Source organism: Streptomyces sp. 1-11 (assembly GCF_007176755.1).
Taxonomy (GTDB): Bacteria; Actinomycetota; Actinomycetes; order Streptomycetales; family Streptomycetaceae; genus Streptomyces.
In genome coordinates, this window is sequence record NZ_BJTV01000004.1 from 514,470 (window position 1) to 534,590 (window position 20,121).

Below are 20,121 nucleotides of genomic sequence, written 5' to 3' on the forward strand. Positions count from 1 at the left end.
CCTGTTGCTGCTGGGGTCTCAGCCGAGCTGTATGCCGAGGTCCGCGGCGACGGACCGCATGTCGAGGAAGCTCCTGGCGACGAAGCGGGCGGCGTCCTCGCCCGCGTCCATGCGCTGGAACAGGTCGATCAGGGTGCGTTCGTGCTCGTCGCGGTCGCCCTCGCCGGCGGCGATCTCCCGGACCACGGCGCCGAGCCGCTCCTCGACGTCCGCGAGGTCGAGCGAGCGGGGGAACTTGATGCTGAAGGTGTTGCGGTCGTAGGAGGCGTTGCGCTTGACGGACCGCACGTGGCTGGCCGCGTTGAGCTTGTAGAACATGCAGTCGTAGTTCTTGAACGAGTAGTAGTTCAGGAGCGGGAACAGGGTGCAGTGGGTCTCCATCGGCGAGGACTCGTACAGGCCCTTGGCGCGCAGCTCCTCGACGATCGCGTCGGGGTCGTAGTCGTGGCGCATCGCGATGAACGGGAAGACGATCTTCGGCAGGTTCTCGTCGTCGTCGAAGAGCAGTTCCTCCAGCTGCCCGCCGAAGAGGGTGTCGGTGAGCCGCTCGCCGAAGGTCCGGTAGAAGTCGCGGACGATCTCGCGGACGTTGGACTCCATGGTGAGGATCTGCTGCGGGTCGGCGCACAGCGCGATGTAGGGGATCTTCTGCCGGTAGGCCATGAGGATGGCGCGCAGCACGAAGAAGGTGCGGCAGGAGACGCAGGGCAGCTTCTCGTCGAGGTACTTGCCCGGCTTCTTGGGCGCGGGACGGTTGAACACCTCGCGCATCATCAGCTTGATGTTGTCGTCGTCGGCGTCGAGGACGAACGTCGCCGGGATCTTCTCCCGGGCGAGCGCGATGTTCTGCGCGGCGTGCACGCTCTCGAAGGGCACGTCGAAGGTGAAGGCCAGCACCCGCTTGCCGTACTCGTTGGCGAACTTGTCCAGCATGTACGTGCTGTCCTTGCCGCCGCTGTACATGAACAGGCAGTCGTACTCGCCGGGGCCGGCCTTCGCCTGCTGGAACTCGGTGAACACCTCGCTTGTGTAGCGGTAGTTGACGAGGAGGTCCGACGCGAAGTCCAGGTTGCACAGGTTGCACACCCCCTGGTCGTCGAGCACCACCCCGGGGTGGTCGGCCTTGAGTGAGCAGACGGTGCAGCTGGACACGGAACCCCCTGTGGAACCCGTCGGATACGGCTGTGCGGTGTGTGCGGTCGGTGAGGTGCGGCGGCCGGTCGTCACGGGCGCTGCCTGCGGTCGCGGCGCCGGGCGAGCGCGCCGGCGTCCCGTGAGCGGCGGGGCCGGCGCGCGGCGGCGCCGGCGTCCTGCCCGGCGTGCGCGGCCATGGCCCGCACGGTCGGGTGGCCGAACATGTCGAGGCGGGTGACCCGCAGGCCGAGCCGCTCGCGCAGCGCGGCGACGACGGAGGTCAGGCGCAGCGAGTCGCCGCCCGCGTCGAAGAAGTTGTCCTCGGCGCCGACCTCGTCGAGGCCCAGCACCTCGCACCAGACGCCGGCGATGCGGCGTTCCAGGTCGGTGCGGGCGGCGGCCCCGCTCCCGGCGACCCGGGCCCCGCCCGGCCGGGGCAGCGCCGACCGGTCCACCTTGCCGTTCGGGGTGAGGGGCAGTTCCGGCAGGGCGACGACGTCGGACGGGACCATGTAGGCGGGCAGCGCCTCGCGCAGTCCGGCGCGCAGCTCGTCCGGGGCCGGGGCGCCGGAGCCGGTGACGTAGGCGGTCAGGCGGCGTTCGCCCGGCCGGTCCTCGCGCACGACGGCGACGGCGGCGGTGACGCCGTCGGCCCGCCGCAGCGCGGACTCGACCTCGCCGAGTTCGATGCGGTAGCCGTTGAGCTTGACCTGGCCGTCGATGCGCTCCAGGTACTCCAGGCGGCCGTCGGGCAGGTACCGCACCAGGTCGCCGGTGCGGTAGGCCCGGCCGGCGCCGCCCCCGGGCACGGTCACGAAGCGTTCGGCGGTCAGTTCCGGGCGGCCGAGGTAGCCGTCGGCGACGCCGTCGCCGGACAGGTACAGCTCGCCGGGGACACCGGGCGGGACCGGCCGGCCCCGCTCGTCGAGCACATGGCAGCGGGTGTTGCCGACGGGGCGTCCGATGGTGACGGGCTCGCCGGGCCGCACCCGGTCGGCGGTGGACCAGATCGTCGTCTCGGTCGGCCCGTACATGTTGTGCAGGGCGCCGACGAGCGGGGCGAGCCGGCCGGCGAGTTCGCCGGGCAGCGGCTCGCCGCCGCACAGGGCGCGCAGGGCCGGGTCGCCCCGCCAGCCGGCGGTCAGCAGCATCTGCCAGGTGGTCGGGGTGGCCTGCAGGACGGTGGGCGCGGACCGCTCCAGGCGCTCGCGCAGGGCGAAGCCGTCGGCGGCGACGGCGGCGGACAGCACCTCCACGGTGCCGCCGCGCACCAGCGGCAGGTACAGCTCGAGGCCGGCGATGTCGAAGCAGACGGTGGTGACGGCGAGCAGCGAGTCGGTGGAGCCGAAGCCGGGGGTGCGGGCCATGGTCCACAGGAAGTTGACCAACGCCCGGTGGCCGACCTGGACGCCCTTGGGCGTCCCGGTGGAGCCGGAGGTGTAGATGACGTAGGCGGGCGCGCCGGGCTCGGACCGGTCGAACGGCGCGGTCCCGTCCGTGCCGTCCGCGGCCTGGGCCAGGACCTCGGGCACCACGACGGGGGTGACCGGGAACCCGTCGAGGGTGCCGCGCAGGGCCTCGTCGGTGAGGACGAGGGCGGCGTGGGAGTCGGTCAGCATGTGGCCGATGCGGGCGGCCGGGTAGATGGGGTCGATCGGCACGTAGGCGGCGCCGCTGCGCATCACGGCGAGCAGGCTGACCGGCAGCTCCGCCGAGCGCTCCAGGAGGACGCCGACCACGGTCCCGGGTCCGGCGCCGAGCCCTGCCAGGTGCCGGGCCAGCCGGTCGGCGGCCGCGTCCAGTTCCGCGTAGGTCAGCTCGCGGTCCTCGAAGCGTACGGCGGTGGCGTCCGGGGCGGCGCAGGCGAGGTCGCCGACGAGCCGGCTGACGGTGCTCTCGCGCGGGTAGCCGGCGGCGGTGTCGTTCCACCGCCGCAGCACCAGCTCCTCCTCCCGGGGCGTCAGCAGGCCGACGGAGCCGAGCGGGCTCCGCGGTGCGGCCGCCGCGCCGTCCAGGAACAGCGCGAAGTGCTCGCCCAGCCACGCTGACTGACGTTCCGTCAGCTCGCTGCCGTCGAAGCGCACCGAGCCCTCGGCGTCGATCCGGACGGTCAGCGGGTGGCGGGCGGGCCCGGCCGGCGCGTCGGACAGCGCCACGGCGACGGGCAGCCCGGTGCGGGCGGCGCCGGCCAGCTCGGGGTGGCGCAGCGGCACGTCGCGGCGGTACGGCGCCCGGGCCCGGATCCGGTCCAGCTCGGCCCCGGCCCGGCCGGTGAGGTCGTCGAGGGTGTCCTCCAGAAGACCGTGCGGGACGCGCAACGGCACCTCGGGCGCCAGCAGCCCGGCCGCCGTTCCCCCGGCGGCCGGTACGGACACGGCGACGTCCTGTTCGCCGCCGCGGGAGAGCCGGGCGAGGAAGGCCAGGACCGCGGCGAACGCGACCCGCTCGGGCACGGCCCCGTCGCGCGCGAGTGTCCCGGGCAGCGGCACGGGTCCTGCCGGGCGCGCCTGCTCGGCCAGGGCGCCGAGGCGGGGCGGCAGCACGGGCTCCAGCGAGCGCAGCAGCCGCAGCCAGTGCCGCTCCTGGCGGTGCGCGGCGCGGGCGGCCTCGGCCAGCTCGGCCGCGGCGGCGTCGGGGAGGTGCGGGAAGCGGCCGTCGTGGTCGCGGGCCAGGGTCCCGGCGAGCGCGACCGGGTCCAGCGGTTCGCCCGACAGGCTCGCCAGGTCGGTGAGGCGGACGTCCCGGTCGCCGGTGGCCACGGTGAGGGCGTCGGGTCCGGAGCCGACCACCGTGCCGGGCGCGGCGGTGGAGGCCCGGCCGGTGACCTCCACGCCGCGTACGGCGACCGGTTCACCGCCGAGGGCGAGCAGCGCGGTGCCGAAGTCGTTGCGGCGCCGCCCGAACGAGGTGGCCCGCACCAGCGCGTCCAGCTCGGCGGCGGGCTGGCGCCAGTCGAAGACGCCGGCGCGCGGCAGTCCGTCGTAGCGGCCGTGGTAGGTCCGCAGGCCGAGGTCCTGCGGGGTGCGGGTGGCGGTGCCGGCGGCGAGTTCGTCGACCAGTTCGGCGAAGGACTCGATGCCCGCCTCGAAGCAGGCGACGTCCAGGTCGTGCGCGGTGGCGTCCTGCTCGACGGGCACCGCGCGCCGCTTGAGCACGTCGCCGGTGTCCGCCTCGCGGTCCATCACGTGCCAGGTCACGCCGTGCTGCTTGTCGCCCTCGAGGATGGCCCAGCTCGTGGCGAACAGACCGGCGTGCCGGGGCAGCGGGCCGTCGTGGAAGTTCACCGGCAGCCCGGTGGGCAGCGCCAGCACCTCCTCGGGCAGCATCCGCAGGTTGGCGATGCTGAACAGGTGGTCGAAGCGCAGCGGGGCCAGCCGCTCGGCGAGGTCCGGGCCGAACCGCACGGCGGGCAGGCCCTCCCCCTCGGCCCAGGCGAGCAGCTCGGCCGACGGGGACACCACGGCGGCCACCGTGTGCCCGCGGGCCAGCAGCAGTCTCGTGCACTCGACGAGGAGGGTCTCCTCGCCGATCACGACGCAAGCGAACGGCTCGGCAGTCATCGTCCGTCTCCTTCGAACTTCCCGCGCTCCGCGAGCAGTACGGCCAGCAGCTCGTCCACGGCCGCGTCGGACAGGCCCTCGACCAGCCGCCCGGCGTCGTCGGCCGGGGCGGTGGCGGGCCCGGGGACCGGGGCGGGGCCGTGGGCGGCGGTCCCGGCGGGCGCCGGGACCGGCCGGACCTCGGCGGCGGCCGGCCCGGCGGACCGGGCCCCGGCCTCGGGCTCCGGGTCGGCGGTCCGTGCCGGTGCCGGTTCGGCGGTCCGCGTCGGCCCCGGGTCGGCGGTCCGCTCCGGCGCCGGGTCGGCGGTCGGCTGGGGTGCCGGGCCCGTGTCCTTCGCCGCCAGGGTGTGGAAGTGCTCGGCCAGGCGCCGGACGGTGATGCGCTCGAAGAGCAGCGTCGCCGGCTGGGGGCCGTACACGCCCTCAAGGGCCCGGGTCAGTTCCAGCACGACCAGCGAGTCCACCCCGTAGTTCTCGAAGGTGAGGTCCGGGTCGAGCCGGTCCGGGGCGAGTTCGAGCACCCGGGCGAACACCTCGGTCACCTTGCGGAGTTCGTCGTCGACGCCGGCCCGTCCGGCCGCGGATGCGGGCGCGGGCGCGGGTGCGGGGGTCCGTGCGGGCTCCGGCACCGGACCGCCGGCGGGCCGCCCCGCCGCCGCGGCGGCCTGCGGCCGGGGCACGGGGACCAGGCCGTCGCTGACGGCGGCGATGACGCTCTGGAAGGCCGGGCCGGCCTCCGTGGCCGGCGCGGCCGCGGCGATGCCGGTGAACCCGCAGGCGGCCAGCGCGTCCCGCCACTGGCGCTCGCTCGCCAGCGGCGAGCGGGGCAGCCGCTGCTCGGGGTCGGCGAACAGCCACCAGCCGGGGGTCAGTCCGAAGACCAGCGCGAGCTGGTCGCGCGGCCGGGTGCCCTCGACCATCAGCAGGACCCCGCCGCGCCGCAGCAGCGCCTTGGCCCGCAGCAGCGTGCCGGCCAGGTGCTGCGTGGCGTGGAAGACGTTGGTGCCGAGCACCACGTCGTACGCGCCGGGCTCGACGCCCTGCTCCTCGGCGCCGGCCTCGATGTCGAGCACCTCGAAGCGGGCGAAGGGGTGGGCGGCGCCGAACCGGGCCCGGGCCTTGCGCACGAAGGCCGGGGAGACGTCCGTGAAGACGTACTCGACGGAGCCGGCGTACGGGGCGAGCGCGGCCAGCACGGTCGCGGTGGTCCCGCCGGTGCCCGCGCCCACCTCCAGGATCCGCACCGGGCGGCCGGTCCCGGCGGCCAGGAGGTCCCGTACCCGCTCGGTGACGAGCCGCGCCACCTCGGCGTTGCAGCGGTCGGTGACCGGGTCGCCCCGGTACACGGCGGCGACGCGTTCGGCGGAGCCGTCGGGGAAGAGGACGTCCATCGCCGGGCGGCGGCCGGTGAGTACCTCGGGCAGTGCGGCCAGGCAGTCCCGCAGCAGCGAGCCGATCGGGGCGAGGGCCGGGTGCCGGTCCGTCAGCTCCTGCAGCGCCGCCGCCGCATCGGCGTCGTCCCGGGCCGCGCGGTCCGTCGGACGCAGGCCGCCGTCGGCGTCGGCGTCCAGCAGGCCCGCGGTCACCAGGATGGCGAGCTGGGCCTCGAACACCGCCAGGTGCTCCGGTACGACGCGCAGTCCGGCGGCGAGTTCCGCGTGGCCGGGCGCCCGGGCGCCGGGCGTGAACAGCTCGAACAGGCCGGCCCGGCGCAGTGCCGAGGCCAGCAGCCGGTGCGCGAGGCCCTCCAGCAGGTCCACCGCGCGCTGGTGCTCGGCAAGTTCGGCGCCGTCGGCGCCGGTCAGGCCGGTGAAGCGGATCTCGGGCAGCGGGCCGGGGCCGCCGCCGGGCAGCCCGGGCAGCACGGTCAGGGTGCGGTCCGGGTCGATGCCCAGGTTGTCCAGGATGTGCCGCTCGGCGTCCAGTGCGAACACCTGCGGCAGGCCCGCCGCCAGCGCGCGCTCCATCACGGTCATGCCGCGCTCGGCGGTCAGCGGCCGGATGCCGGCCGCCTCGAACCGGCGCAGCACCCGCTCGCGTTCGGCGTCACCGCCCGCGTGCCAGTACCCGAGGTTCAGCACCCGCACCGGGAAGGGCAGCCGCCGCCCGGCGTGCAGGGCGTAGGCGTCGGCGAAGGCGCAGCCGGCCGCGTAGCCCGCCTGGCCGTGGTTGGCCTCGAAGGCCACGCCCGAGGAGTAGAAGAGCGCGAAGTCCAGCGGCTCCCCGCGCACCGCGTCCAGCAGCGCGAAGGCGGTGTCCGTCTTGGACTCCACGGCGCTGCGCAGCTCCGGTTCGGACAGCTCGCGCAGCTCCCGGTTGACCAGCACCATCGCCGCGTGGAACACGCCGTGCAGGGCGCCGAACTCCTGCCGGGCCAGCCGGACGGCCCCGGCGAGCGCGGCCGGGTCGCCGGCGTCCAGGGCGAGGTGGCGCACCTCGGCGCCGTCCTTCTCCAGTTCGGCGACGACGCGCCGGCGCGTCTCGTCCAGCGGGGAGCGGCCGACCACGACCAGCTTCGCACCGTAGGCGCGGGCGAGGTGCCGGCAGGTGTCCCGTCCGACGGCTCCGAGACCGCCGACGACGAGGTAGACGCCGCCCTGCCGGAGCGGGGCCGCCGCGGCGCCGGGCAGTTCGACGCGTTCCAGGGTGCGGACCCGGCGTACGCCGGCCCGGATCGACACCGGGGCCGGGCGGGCCGGGAACGGCTCGGCCACGACCGCCCGCGCGGTGCCCGGGGCCTCGGCGGAGCGCACGTCGACCAGCGCGACCCGCAGGTTCGGGTACTCCTTGGCCGCCACGGACGCGAGTCCCGCGAGGCCGGCGGCCCACGGGGCGGAGGCGTCGCCCGCCTCCAGCGGGTGCACGTCGGCGGTGACGACCTTCAGCCGCAGCGGCCGGGCGAGGACGCCGTGCCGGTCCAGGGCCCGTACCAGGCGGTGCAGGGCGAGGACCGAGCGGTCGATCAGGGCCCGGAGTCCGGGCCGGCCGGCGGGCTCGTGGCCGGCGCCTTCCTCGGCGCCGAGGAAGTAGACCAGGTCCGGGGCCGACTCGCGCAGGGCGCGGTCCAGCTCGGCGTCGGCCAGGCCGTCGGCGCCGACCGTCAGCCGGCGCACCTCCGCCCCGGTGTGGGCGGCGGCGAGGTCAGCGGCGAGGCCGGTGTCCGGCCGCTCGGCGACCAGCAGCACGCTGCGGGCGGGTTCGGCCCGCCCGTCGGCGGGCCGGGCGGTCCACACGGGCCGGTGCACGACCACCGCGGGCTCCCTGGCCTCCCGGTAGGCCAGGGAGGTGAACCGGACGCGGACTGCGCCGGAGTCGTCGCAGAGCAGGACGTCGTAGCGGTCCGCGCCGGTCCGGCGGACGTGGGACCAGCCGGTGCGCGGGACGGGGCCGAGGACGTCGACGCGGTCGGCCGCGAAGGGCAGCATCGTCCGGCCCGGACCCTGGCGGGCCATCAGGGCGGCGACGGTGTGCAGGGCGGCGTCGATGACGCCCGGGTGCAGGGCGTGGGACACGTCGCCGTCGACGGCGCCGATCCGGCCGAGTACCTCCTCGTCGCCGGTCCACACCTCGCGGACCCTGCGGAAGAACGGGCCGTACGGCAGGCCCAGGTCCTCCAGCAGGCGGTAGAAGGCGTCCCCGTCCGGGCCCGCGTCGAGGCGGGCCCGCAGCCCGGCCACGTCGAGGGCGCCGGGTGCGTCCTGGGCGACGCCGACCCGGCCCCGGGACCGGACCGCGCCGTCCGGACCGCGCACCTCGTACCCGCTGCCGTCGCCGTCGCCGTCGAGGGCCACCGAGACCTCGCCGCCGGAACCGGGCAGGGTCAGCGGGGCCACCCAGCGCACGTCCGTCAGGGCCCGGCCGGTCAGCGCGCCGTGCGCCTCGGCCACGAGGTCGAGGTGGCCGGTGCCCGGCAGGACGGGCCGGCCGCCGACGACGTGGTCGCGCAGCACGGGCTGGTCCGCGGTGAGCCGCCGCCGCCACACGCGGGACGCGGCGGGGGCCGGTGCGCCGGACACGGCCGCCGGGGCCGGTGCGTCCGGTGCCGCCGCCGGCGCGGGGTCGCGCGGTGCGGGCACCCGGGCCCGTGCGGGGGCCGCCGTGCCGGCCGCGGGCGCCGCGGCCGGTGTCGCGGGGCCGGTGTCCAGCCAGTGCCGTACGCGCTCGAACGGGTAGGTCGGCAGCGGCACCCGGCGGGGGGTGCCGGGGCGCATCCGGTCGACCAGCTCCCAGTCGACGATGACGCCGGACACCCACAGCCGGGCCAGCAGGTCGTCTCCCCCGGCGCGGATCTGGGCGGCCAGGAAGTCGTCGCCGCCGACGGTCTCGGTCAGCAGTCCGGCGAGCGCCGGATGCTGCTCGACCCGGCCGCGGTGCAGCCTCTGGTCGTCCTCGCCGCGCCCGAAGGCGGTGAGCGCGGCCGCCGCGTCGGCGAGGTCGGCGGCGACGAACGCCAGCCGCTCGGGCAGCGGTTCGCGGCCGGTGCGCAGGGTGTGGGAGACGTCGGCGAGGCGCGGCGCGCCCTGGTCGGCCCGCGCGGCGGTGCCCAGGGCGAGGCCCATCGCGGTCGCGTAGGCGCGCAGCCGGGTCTCGTCGCGGGCGGAGAGCACGATCAGGCCGGGCGTCGCGGCCTCGGCGGGCCCGGCGTCGGCGGGCTCGGGGGCGAGGTACTCCTCGACGACGACGTGGGCGTTGGTGCCGCCCGCGCCGAAGGAGCTGACGGCGGCGCGGCGCGGCAGCGGGCGGCCGTCGGCGTCGTACGGCCTGGGCCAGGGCCTCGTCTCGCGCTGCACGGTGAACGGCGAGCGGGTGAAGTCGATGACGGGGTTGGTCTCCTCGGCGTGCAGCGTGGGCAGCAGGGTGCCGTTGCGGAGCTGGAGCACGGCCTTGGTGAGCCCGGCGATGCCCGCGGCCCCCTCCAGGTGGCCGATGGCGGACTTCACCGAGCCGAGCGCGCAGAAGCCGGTGTCGGCGGTGTCCCGGGCGAAGGCCTGCGCGAGCGCGGTGTGCTCGATCGGGTCGCCGAGCGAGGTGCCGGTGCCGTGGGCCTCGACGCAGCCGACGGTGCGCGCGTCGATGCCGGCGGCGGCCAGGGCCTGTTCGACCAGGGCCTGCTGAGCCTGCGGGTTGGGCACGGTGAAGCCGCTGGTGCGGCCGCCGTGGTTGACGGCGGTGGCACGGATCACGGCGTGCACGGTGTCGCCGTCGCGCACGGCGTCCGACAGCCGTTTGAGCAGCACCGCGCCGACCCCCTCGCCGGGCACGTAGCCGCTGCCGCCGGCGCCGAAGGCCCGGCACCGGCCGTCGGTGGACAGCATGTTGCGGTGGCTGAGGTGGACGTACTTGTCCGGGTGGACGGAGACGTTCACCCCTCCGGCGAGGGCGTACGAGCACTCGCCGCGGCGGATGCTCTCGCAGGCCTGGTGGACGGCGACGAGCGACGCCGAGCAGGCGGTGTCCACGACCACGCTGGGACCGCGGAAGTCGCCGAAGTAGGAGACCTGGTTGGCGATGGAGGCACGGTTGGCGAGCACCACCTGGTGGTTGCCGCGCGCCGACTCGGTGGCGGCGAGGACGGCGTAGTCGTCCCACATCACGCCGACGAACACGCCGACGTCGTGTCCCTGGCCGCCGAAGCGCGGCGCGGGGATGCGGGAGGGCGGGTAGCCGGCGTTCTCCAGCGCGGACCAGGCCGTCTCCAGGAACAGGCGTTCCTGCGGGTCCATGGTGCGGGCCTGCTTGGGCGAGATCCGGAAGAACAGCGAGTCGAAGCTGTCGACGTCGTCCAGGAAGCCGCCCCAGCGGGCGTAGCTGCGGCCGGGTGCGGCGGGGTCCGGGTCGAACAGGGCGTCGGCGTCCCAGCGGCTTGCCGGCACCTCGGTGACGCAGTCGCGTCCCTCGGCGAGGTTGCTCCAGAACTCGTCCAGGTCGCGGGCCTTGGGGTAGCGCCCGCTGATGCCGACGACGGCGATCGGCTCGTCCGCGGCGGGCACCGGCTCGGCCCGCCCGGGCCGGGACCCGGGCGCCGGGGCGGGCCCGGTGACGGACGGCGCGGGCGCGGTGGCGGACGGCGCGGGCGCGGTGGCGGACGGCGCGGGCGCGGTGGCGGCGGCGGTTCCGGCGCCACCGCCGGTGTCGGCCGCTGTGTCGACCGCGGTGTCGGCCGGGAAGAGGCGGGCCACGGCGTCGGCGTGTTCGGCCAGGACGTGGTCGGCCAGCTCGTCGACGGTGCGGCACTCGAAGAACACGGTGCCGCGCAGACCGGGGAAGTCCCTGCCGAGCAGGGAGTTGGACTCCATGACGAGCACCGAGTCCATGCCGTAGTCGTCGAGCGGGATCCGGCTGTCGAGCCGTCCCACGGGCAGCTTCAGCACTCCGGCCAGGGCGGTGCGCAGATGCTCGACGAGCCGGGCCCGCACGCGGTCGTCCGCGGCCGGCCCCGCCGGTGCGGCCGGCGCGGCACCGACCGGCGTGGGCGGGGTGTTCGTGGCGGCCGCGGCCGGGGTGGCGGCGGGCGCCGCGGGGGCGCCGGTGAGGGCCGCGTCGAGGGCGGCCGGCTCGCCCCAGGCGGGGATCAGCCACGAAGCGCCGGCGCGCAGGGCGCTGTGGAGCAGGGCGGTGCCCTGTGCCGCGTCCAGCGGCCGCATGCCGGTGCGGCGTGCGTAGGCGGCCAGCTCCTGTTCCCGGACCAGCCCGTCGACCCCGCCGACGGCCCACAGCGGCCAGGCCAGGGACAGGCTGCGGCCGTGCCGGAGCCCCTGCCGCGTCCAGCCGTCGCGCAGGCCGGTGTAAAGGTCGGCGAACCGGTTGGCCGTGGCGTAGCTGGCCGCGCCGAAGTCGCCGATGACGGAGGAGACGGAGGAGAACACCACGAAGCAGTCGAGGTCGTCGTCGCGGGTGAGCCGGTCGAGGTGGACCAGGCCGTGGGTCTTGGCCGCGAGCACCCGGGCGAACCGCTCCCGGTCGGCGGGGTCGGCGCGGCCCTCGTCGGCGACCCCGGCCAGGTGGAACACACCGTGCGGGGCCCCGAAGCGGTCGCGGGCGGCGGCCAGGGCGGCGGCCAGTTCGCCGTGGCGGGCCACGTCGGCGCGCAGGGCGAGCACCTCGGCGCCGAGCCCGGCGAGCGTGCGGTGCCAGTCGCGCGCGGCGTCGTCCGGCTCGGACCGGCCGATCAGCACCAGCCGGGCCGCGTGGGCGCGGGCCAGGTGCTCGGCGAGGACGCGGCCGATGGCCCCGCCGCCGCCGGTGACGACGTAGACGCCGCCGTCGCGCAGCGGCGGTTCGGCGGCGCCGGACGGGCGTACCGGCCGCAGGGCGCGGACCTGACGGGCGCCGTTCGCCGTGCGGCGCGCCTCGAGCCCGGCCGCGCGGGGCACGGCGCGCAGTTCGGCGACGACGGCCTCGGCGGCCGCGTCGGCGGCGAGACCCGGGTCGACGCCCAGGGTGAGCAGTTCCAGGCGGGGCGCGGTGGGCGCCGTCGACCGGGCGAACCCGGCCAGCGCGGCCCACTCCGGCCGGTCGTGGCCGCCGTCCTGGGGGTGGAGGACGAGCAGGCGTACGCGGCCGGGCAGCTCGTCGGACCGGGCGGCTCCGAGCACCTGGAGCACCGTGCCGCAGACCCGGTCGAGCAGGCCGGCCGGGTCCCCCGCGTCCGGCGCCGGGGCGGGGGCGGTCAGGCCCCCCGCGACGGCCAGGTCGAGGCCGCCGGGGTGGGCGAGCCCGGCGAGGGCGTCGGCGAGGGCGCCGGGGTCCTCGGGGACGTTGACCACCCGGCGCCACACCCCGGTCGCGGCGAGGGCCGCCTGCAGTTCGGGGTGCCGGCCGAGGACGGCGAGCGTGTCGGCGGCACTCCCCTGCGCCGGTTCGCCGGCGTCCTGCCAGTACGGCTCGTAGAGCACCGCCGCGCCGCCCGCGGGCACGGCGGCACCGGTCACTGAGACGGCACCGGACGCCTGGGGCCCCGTGGTCCCGGGCACGGTGACGGTGGCGGGCGCGGACACGGATCCGGGCACGGACGACGCGGAGGCGGACGCGGACGTGGACACGGTGGCGGAGGCGGGCATGGTGGCGGCCCCGGACCCAGACGCAGACGCAGAAGCGGCGATGGACGCAGGCGCGGTGGCCGGCGTCGGCGGGCGGCCCGCGAAGTCGCGCAGCTCGGCGAGGACCCGTCCCCGCTCGTCGTAGACGGTCAGGTCGAAGCGGCTGGCCCCGGCCGCCTTCCCCGTCCGGCGGGCGTGCGCGAGGCAGACCGGCGGCAGCGGGGCGCGCACGTCGAGCGCGCCGAGGCTGAAGGGCACCGCGAGTTCGCCCGCGCGGGGTGCGGTGGTGCGGCCGGCCCAGTGGCAGGCCCTGAGGGCGCCGTCGAGGAGCGCCGGGGGCACCTCGGTGGCCGGGCCGCCGGCGCCGGCGTCGAGCCGGACCAGGGCCTCGCCGGACCCGGCGCGGATCTCGTCGATGACCTGGAAGGAGGGGCCGTAGCCGAACCCGGCGGCCGTGTAGTCGGCGTAGGCGCCGGCCCGGTCGCGCAGGACGGGCAGCCGGGCGCGCAGCGCGTCGAGGTCCTCCGCGGCGGCGGGCGCGGCGGCCGGAGCGGGGACGGCGCGGCCGCGGGCGTGGGCGCTGCGTTCGCCGCCGTCCTCGCCGTACACCTCGAAGAGCAGGGCGTCGCCGTCCGGCCGGAAGGACACGTACACCGTCCGTTCGCCCTCCGCGACCTCCACCGCGCGGCCCCACACCACCTCGCGCAGGTCGTGCCGGACGCCCGGCCGGGCGAGGTGGGCGGCGGCGCGGACGAACTCCAGCGTCGCGGCGCCGGCCAGCAGGCGCCGGCCCCCGACGACGTGGTCGCGCAGCAGCGGGTCGCCGGGCCGCAGCCTCTTGGCGAAGCGGACCTCGTCCACGGTCGACTCGTTGGCGTCGACCAGCGGGTGCGGCGCGGGCGTGCCGAGGTCCGGGTCGAGCGGGATCCAGTAGCGCTCGGGGGCGAACGGGTAGAGCGGCGCGCGGGTCCGGCGCGGGGCGGGGCCCGGCCGGCCGGCGTGCCAGGCCCGCCAGTCCACGTCGGGGCCGGTCAGCCAGCGGCGGGCCAGGTCGCCGAGCGGGCCGTCGTCGGTGATCGGGGCCTGGGGTTCCCCGGCGGCGCAGCGGCGCAGCGCGGCGACGATCGCCTCGCCATCCGTGGCGACGACGGCGAAGCGCGCGTCCATGGCCTCGCGGCCGGTCTGGCTGGTGAAGCACAGGTCGGCGAGCGGCACCCGCTCGGTCTCCAGGAAGCGGGCGGCGCGTTCGGCGTGGGCGCGCAGCCGCTCGCCGTCCCGGGCGGACAGGACGAAGGCCACCGGCTCGCCGGTGTGCTGCCGTGCGGCGGGCGCGTCGGCCACCGGCTCGGGGCGCGGCGACTCCTGGAGGACCAGGTGGGCGTTGGAGCCGCCGGCGCCGAAGGAGCTGAGGCCGGCGCGGCGCGGGGTGTCCGCGCCGGCGGGCCAGTCGGCCAGGTCGCGCTGGACGCGGAACGGGGAGCGTTCGAAGTCGATGTTGGGGTTCAGCTCCTCGGCGTGCAACGAGGGCACCAGCGTGCGGTGGGCGAACTGGAGCAGCACCTTGGTGAGTCCGGCCATGCCGGCGGCGGACTCCAGGTGGCCCACGTTGGACTTCACCGAGCCGATCGGCCAGGTGCCGGGCCCGGCCCCGGCGCCGCGGTAGGCGTGGCCGAGTCCGGTCAGCTCGATCGGGTCGCCGAGCGCGGTTCCGGTGCCGTGGGCCTCGACGTAGCCGATGCCGTCCGGTGCGACGCCGGCCTGCGCCATGGCGGCGGTGACGGCGCGCTGCTGGGCGTGCGGGCTGGGCACGGTGTAGCCGTTGGTCCGGGCGCCGTGGTTGACGGCGCTGCCGAGGATGAGGCCGTGGACGCGGTCGCCGTCGGCCAGGGCGCGCCGGTACGGCTTGAGCAGCACGGCGCCGACGCCCTCGCCGGGCACGTAGCCGTCGCCGCCGGCGCCGAAGGCTCGGCAGCGGCCGTCGGAGGAGAGGAAGCGGCCCTGGCTGAGGAAGGCGTACTTGTAGGGGTGGACGGAGACGTTGACGCCGCCGGCGAGGGCGAGTTCGCTCTCGCCCCGGCGCAGGCTCTCGCAGGCCAGGTGGATCGCGGTCAGCGAGGAGGAGCACATGGTGTCGAGCGCCATGCTCGGGCCGGAGAGGTTCAGGGCGTGGCTGACCCGGTTGGCGATGGTCGCGAACGACGAGCCGGTCAGCGGGCGGCCGCCGCGCAGCGCGTCGAGGGCGCCGTGGAACTGGTACTCGCCGTACATCACGCCGACGTACACGCCGACCGGACGGCCCGCCAGGTCAGCGCGGCGGTAGCCGGCGTCCTCCATGACGTGCCAGGCGTTCTGCAGGAACAGCCGTTCCTGGGGGTCCATCAGCTCCGCCTGGCGCGGGGAGATGCCGAAGAACAGCGGGTCGAAGCGGTCGACGTCGCGCAGGAAGCCGCCCCAGCGGGTGTGCGCGCGGCCGGGCGCGGCCGGGTCCGGGTCGTACCAGCGGGTGTGGTCCCAGCGGTCGGCGGGGATCTCGGTGACGCAGTCGCGGGCCTGCGTCAGGTTGGCCCAGAACTCCTCGAGGTCGTCCGCCAGGGGGTAGCGGCCGGCGATGCCGATGACCGCGATCGCGTCGCCGTCCTCCTCCGGCGGCGACGAGGGTGCGGCGCTCCGGGCGGCGTGCGCCGTGCGGGCGGTGCGGGCCGTACGGGAGGGGCGCGGCGGCGTGCCGGCCGGGGAGGCGGCCGGTGAGGGTGCGGCGGCGGTCCCGCCGGTCTCCCCCGCTCCGGCGGCGCCGCGCAGTTCGGCGCCGTGGTGCTCGGCGAAGTAGCCGGCGAGTTCGCCGAGGGTGGCGTACTCGAAGAAGAGGGTCTTGGACAGCCGGTCGAACCGTTTGCCCAGTTCGCGGTTGAGCTTGGTGATCGTCAGCGAGTCGATGCCGTGGCGCTCGAACGGGTCGTCCTCGCCGAGTTCGGCCGGGTCCAGGCCGGTCTCGGCGGCGATCAGGGTGCGCAGCAGCGTGACGGCCAGGGCGCGCGGCTCGGCGGTGCCCGAGGCTCCGGTGGCCTCGGTGGTGGCCGGGACGCGTACCGCGGGGGCGCGCTCCGACAGGGCGCCGTCGATCCTCTCCAGGTCGCCGTGTGCGGCGACGAACGCGCCGGGCACGCCGAGGACCCGCTCGAACAGGGCGAGGCCGGCGCCGGTGGGCAGGACGCCGAAGCCGGTGCGGGCGGCGATGTCCGCGGCGGCCTCGGCGGTCTGCCGCATGCCGCCCCCGGCCCACATGGGCCAGGCGACCGAGGTGATCCGCGGGTGGCGCTCGGCGTAGGCGTCGAGGTAGGCGTTGGCGTACGCGTAGTCGGTCTGGCCGGCGCTGCCGATGTGGGCGGCGATCGAGGAGAAGGCGACGAAGAAGTCCAGCGGGTCGTCGGCGGTGGCGGCGTCCAGCGCGCGCACGCCGCTCACCTTGGGCGCGAGGACGGCGGCGAAGTCGTCGGCGGACTTGGTCAGGGCGAAGCCGTCGCGCAGCACGCCGGCCGCGTGGACGACGCCGTTGACGGGGCCCAGCTCGGTGCGGACCGCCGCCAGCACGCGCTCGACGGCCGCCGGGTCGGAGACGTCCGCGGTCCGGTAGGAGAGGCGGTCGCCGAGTGCGGCGGGCGGCTGCTCGCCGCGGCCTAGCAGCACCACGCGGGCGTCGGCGCGGGCGAGTATCCAGTCCGCCACGGCGCGGCCGAGTCCGCCCGCGCCGCCGGAGACGACGTACACGCCGCCGTCGCGGACGGCGGCCGGTTCGGCGGCCGGGGCGGGCGCGGGCCGGGGCACGCGGCGGCCGCCGGTGGTGTGGGCGACCTCGGGGTCGCGGCCGTCGCCGGCCAGTTCGGCCGCGAGCGCGGCCGTCTCGTCGACGCCCTCGGCGAGTCCCACGGCCTGGACGGCGAGCAGCGGGTTCTCGGCCCGTACGGTCCGGGCGAAGGCGCCCAGCGCGGCGCGCTCGGGCCGTGCGCCGCCGGCCTCGTGCCGGTGCAGCAGCAGGACGCGCACCGGCCGGCCGGGCCGGGCCCGCAGCAGCCGCTGGACCAGGCCCAGCGCCTCCTCGGCCGTGGGCTCGTCCGCCAGCAGCACGTCCGGCACGGCCCCGTCGGCCGGCAGCACGTCCGCTACGGCCTCGTCGGCCGGGCCGGTCCCGTCGGCAGGACTGGTCACGGTGGCTGGACCGGTCCCGGTCTCCGGCGCGGTCACCTCGCCGACGCCGCAGCCGGTCAGCGCGGCGGTGAGCCGCTCACGGCGGGCGGCGGTCGCGGCGAGGACGACGCCGGTGGCGCCGGCCGGGACGCCGGCCGGCTCGGCCGGCGCGTCGGTCCAGCGGCGCACCAGCAGGGCCTGCTCGCCCGGTCCGGCGGCTCCGCCCGCGGGCGCCTCACCCGTGGCGCCGAGCACCCGTACGGCCAGGTCGGTCAGCCGGGCGAGGACGGCGCCGTCGGCGTCGGTCAGGGTCAGGTCGGCGTGCGCCGACCGCTCGCCCAGCCGGCGGGTGGTGACCAGCGCCCGGCAGGGCCCGGTGACCGGGGCGTGCACGGTCAGCCCGGCGAGGGCCAGCGGCAGGAACCCCTCGGCGGCGGCGCCGTAGGAACGGGCGAGCAGCAGCACCAGGGCGTGCAGGGCGCCGTCGAGGAGCGCGGGGTTGAGGACCGCGCCGTCGAGCGCGGCGCCGTCGGGCAGTTCGAGGGTGGCCAGCGCCTCCCCGTCGCCCATCCGGACCTCGGTGAGAGCGCGCATCCGGGGACCGTAGTCGAGTCCGAGGCCGCGCAGCGCGTCGTAGCACCGGGGGTGCGCGAGCGTCTCGGTGCAGCGGGCGGCCGCCGCCGCGAGGTCGGCCGGGGCGGGCCGTTCGGCCGGGCCCGGCTCGATGCCGCCGGCCGCGTACACGGTGTCGTCGCCGGTGATCTCGAACCCGACGGCGTCGTCCTCGCGCCACAGCGAGATCAGGGAGGTGCGCGCTCCGGCGGCGTGGCTCAGCAGCCGCTCGAAGGAGACGCCGTGCAGCCGGACGGCCGTGCCGAGCGACAACTCGCCCGCCGCGCGGGCGAGTTCCAGGTGGGCGACGGCGGGCATGACGGGTTCGCCCTGGACCCGGTGGTCGGCGAGGTAGTACTCCTCGCCGGTCCGGGTGGTGCGGTAGGCGAGGGTGTCGAGGGTGGAGACGTTCTCGTCGAGCAGGGGGTGCGGGCCCGGCGCGGCGGGCTGCCGGGCGCCGGCTCCGTCCGGTCCGGTGAGCCAGCAGCGCCGGCCTTCGAACGGGTAGGTCGGCAGCGGCACCCGGCCGCGCTCCTCGCCCGCGAACCAGGCGGCCCAGTCGACGTCGGCGCCGGCCTGCCAGGCACGGGCGACCGCGTCCCACGGTCCGTCGGCGACGCCGAGGGCGGCCCCGCGCACCTCGTCCGCCGCGCCGCGCAGCGCGATCCGGTCGCGGCCCCGGGCGGGACGCGGCGCCGCGGCGTCGGGGTGGCCGAGGGCGGCCACCGCCTCGGCGGGCGTCAGCGCGCCGGTGACGCACGCGGCGACATGGGCGGCGAGCCCGTCGCCGTGGACGGCGACGGGCCGCAGCCCGAGGTCGAGCCACAGCCTGCCGAGCGCGTACTGCACGGCGAAGGCGGCGCCCCGGGCGCCGTGGCCGAGCGCTCCGGCGGTCACGGCGGTGGCGTGGTGCCCGGCGAAGACGGGGTCGGCGGCGCACCACCGCTCGGCGAGCGCGGCCGCGTCGGGGACCTCCTCGGCGAAGACGAAGGAGATCTCGCCCGTGGCGGGCTGTTCGGGCGCCTCGGCGCCGCGCAGCGCGTCGGCGAGGGCGGCGCGGTCGGAGCCGGTGACGGCGAGCCGGTACTCGTGGGCGCGGCGCCCGACCGCCAGGGTGTAGGCGACGTCGGCGAGGGCCGCCCGGTCATCGCGCTCCAGGTGGCCGGCCAGGTCGTCGGCCGCGGTGCGCAGGGCGCTCGGCGTGCGGGCGGAGACGACCAGGACCTGCTGGGGGCGCGAGCCGCCGGTGGCGGGCACGGGCGGGGCCTCCTCCAGCACGGCGTGCGCGTTGGTGCCGCCGATGCCGAAGGAGCTGACGCCCGCGCGCAGCGGGCCGTCGCCGGTCCACGGGGTGGTGCCGGTGCTGACCTTGAAGGGGCTCGCGGCGAAGTCGACGGCGGGGTTGGGCGTGCGGTGGTTGACGGTCGGCACCAGGGTGCGGTGCTTCATCATCAGCGCGGTCTTGATGACGCCGGCGACGCCCGCTGCGGCGTCGAGGTGGCCGACGTTGGACTTCACCGACCCGATCGCGCAGAAGCCGGTGTCGGGGGTGCTCTCGCGGAACGCCTTGGTGAGCGCGGAGATCTCGACGGGGTCGCCGAGCCGGGTGGCGGTGCCGTGGGCCTCGACGTAGCCGATGGTGCGCGGGTCGACGCCGGAGACGGTGTGCGCCTCGCGGATGACGGCGCTCTGCCCGGCCGCGCCGGGGGCGGCGAAACTGACCTTGCCGCTGCCGTCGTTGTTGGTGGCCGTGCCCTTGATGACGGCGTGGATGGTGTCCCGGTCGGCGAGGGCGTCCCGCAGCGGCTTCAGCACGACGACGCCGACGCCGTTGCCGAGGACGGTGCCGCTGGCGTCGGCGTCGAAGGCGCGCACGTGCCCGTCCCGGGACAGGATCGCGCCCTCCTCGTACAAGTAACCCTTGACCTGGGGCAGTTTGACGGTGACGCCGCCGGCCAGGGCCATGTCGCACTCGCCGTTGATGAGGCCCTGGCAGGCCAGGTGGAGGGCGACCAGCGAGGTGGAGCAGGCGGTCTGCACGGTGTAGCTCGGGCCCTTGAGGTCGAGCTTGTAGGACAGCCGGGTGGCCAGGTAGTCCTTGTCGTTGCCGACCATCACCGCGAAGTGTCTTGAGGTGGTGGTCTGGTCGACGTGCGGCAGGACCTGCTGCTGGAGGTAGGTGTTGACGGCGGCGCCGGCGTAGACGCTGATCAGCCCGTCGAAGCGGGCCGGGTCGTAGCCGGCGTGCTCCAGGGCCGCGTGCCCGGTCTGCAGCATGATCCGGTGCTGCGGGTCGGTCATGGCGGCTTCGGCCGGGGTGAACTCGAAGTACCCGGTGTCGAACAGGTCGACGCCTGGGATGACGCCGTGCGCCGGCACGTAGGCGGGGTCGGTCAGCAGCCGGGAGGGCACGCCCGCGGCGGCCAGTTCCTCGGGGCTGAACCGGGTGATGCCCTCACGGCCCTCGCGCAGGAGACGCCAGAAGGAGTCCAGGTCGTCGGCGCCGGGGAAACGCCCGGCCATGCCGATGATCGCCACATCCGTCTCGGCCGCCTGGACCTCGGGGCTGCTCACTGGGCCAACTCTTCCTTCTC

Annotated in this window: 3 protein-coding genes; all 3 read right to left on the reverse strand. The window is 76.8% G+C overall.

Annotation, left to right across the window (positions count from 1 at the left end; genetic code table 11):
- Window positions 1-18: 18 nt before the first annotated feature.
- The gene (locus TNCT1_RS11810; RefSeq protein ID WP_143630822.1) at window positions 19-1,152 is read right to left on the reverse strand and encodes an OzmP; all 1,134 of its coding nucleotides are present in this window, start codon (window positions 1,150-1,152) and stop codon (window positions 19-21) included.
- Window positions 1,153-1,223: 71 nt separating this feature from the next.
- Window positions 1,224-4,694: an amino acid adenylation domain-containing protein gene (locus TNCT1_RS11815; RefSeq protein ID WP_143630823.1), complete on the reverse strand. Its 3,471-nt coding sequence runs from the start codon at window positions 4,692-4,694 to the stop codon at window positions 1,224-1,226.
- Window positions 4,691-20,101 (reverse strand): SDR family NAD(P)-dependent oxidoreductase, encoded by a 15,411-nt coding sequence (locus tag TNCT1_RS36260; RefSeq protein ID WP_235902532.1) that lies wholly within the window; start codon window positions 20,099-20,101, stop codon window positions 4,691-4,693. Before TNCT1_RS36260 ends, TNCT1_RS11815 begins: the two co-directional genes overlap by 4 nt.
- Window positions 20,102-20,121: the final 20 nt, after the last annotated feature.